Raw genomic sequence first — 1,408 nt, forward strand, 5'->3', positions numbered from 1 at the left:
ACATTCTGATGGCCGATGCGGAAAAGGGTGCCAACGCCCGCATGACCGTGGACCTGGAAGCACAGGAGATTACCACCTCGGACGGCGAGGTGATCGCGTTTGAAGTGGATGCATTCAAGAAGCACTGCCTGCTGAACGGTCTGGACGATATCGGCCTGACCATGGAGAAAGCGGACTCCATCAAGACATTTGAGGACAAGACCGCGCAGGCCCGTCCCTGGGTCTGACCCCCGCGCACTGCCAAGACCACATCAGAGCCGCCCGGCCTGGGCGGCTCTTCTATTTTCGCCCGCCAGATTCGCGCCGCATTTCTGCCGCAATTCAGAACGGGCTGTCTCGTTGTGCTTCCCTCGCGCTCTGCCACTGCATCTGGTAGGCGCCCCCCACCCCTCTCATTCTTCACCAAATCCCTGATGCAATCGGGCACCAGTCCCGCGGGGAAAGTGGCCCCTGCCCTGCCGCCGGGCCTTGAGCGGAAAGCCGCCGCCCGGCAACAATGGGGCAAAAATGAGGCAGAGCGCCCTGGGCCATTCCCGGGGGGCTTCAATTCTGGACCCAGAGGCGAAAACGCCCTCTGCCAGCAGCCCGGCTAGGGCGGCAAGGCTGCGGCCTTCGTAGTCCCAATCAATCCCCTGCAATGCCAGCACATCCGGCTGTGCGGCAGAGATCACTTCCACCACCGCGGCAATTTGCGGATCGCTGCCGCGCTCAATGTCGCGCAGCAGCAGGCCAGGCCCGTCCCGTGACAGCTCTGTGTTGAAGGTCGCGATGCGCAGGGTGCCGGCCTGGCCTGCGCCGGCGGCAAGGATCAGAAGAAGGAGGCTCGCCGCCAGCCGCCTCATGCGGTTTGCAGCGCTTCGTCCGCGGCGCTGCCGGCGGCGCGCCGTTTATGCATGATCAGCCCGGCGATGCGCTGCATTGCCATGCCGCGCATGATCATTGAGGCAGGCACCAGCGCCCAGGCGCTGATCACCCAGATCAGCATATGCGGGGCTGCCAGAATTCCGGGATCGACCAAGCCCGAGGCCATCTTGACCGCGGCGGGCAGGACAAACGGCAGCAGCACGCCGCCGATGATATTGACCCGCGCGTCGCGCTGCAGCCGCTGCACCACATCGCCGCCGGTGGTGGGGTCGAAAAGCGGCAGGTTGACCCAGACATTGAAGGCGCCGCTGCCGACAGGCCAGTGGCCGACACGGATCACCAGCGCAAAGCCGGCAATCGCGGCGCCCGCGATCGCACAAACCAGCCCGGCGGCATCGCGCACCATCACCATTGTGGCTTCCGGAACCTGCGGCGGCAGCATCAGCACCGTCAGCTGCACCGGCGAATAGGCAAAGTCCAGCTGCCCGCCCAGCCAGCCGCCAAGACGGTGGACCAGCGCGGTCAGCCCGGTCGGTTCCAGCGG

1 protein-coding gene and 2 pseudogenes are annotated in these 1,408 nt (G+C 65.5%); 1 reads left to right on the forward strand and 2 read right to left on the reverse strand.

The window, feature by feature from the left end; genetic code table 11:
• Window positions 1–227 (forward strand): annotated as a pseudogene (locus A2I95_RS37870) (3-isopropylmalate dehydratase small subunit); the annotation flags it as partial.
• Between the two features lie 360 nt (window positions 228–587).
• Here A2I95_RS37870 and A2I95_RS37875 read toward each other — a convergent pair.
• Window positions 588–842, reverse strand: a pseudogene (locus tag A2I95_RS37875) (endonuclease/exonuclease/phosphatase family protein); the annotation flags it as partial.
• The coding region (locus A2I95_RS37880) for a hypothetical protein (RefSeq protein ID WP_291737576.1) at window positions 839–1,408 on the reverse strand (570 nt) is incomplete at its 5' end. The gene A2I95_RS37880 and the pseudogene A2I95_RS37875, both read right to left, overlap by 4 nt.

It is taken from the genome of Leisingera sp. F5, from assembly GCF_001593695.1.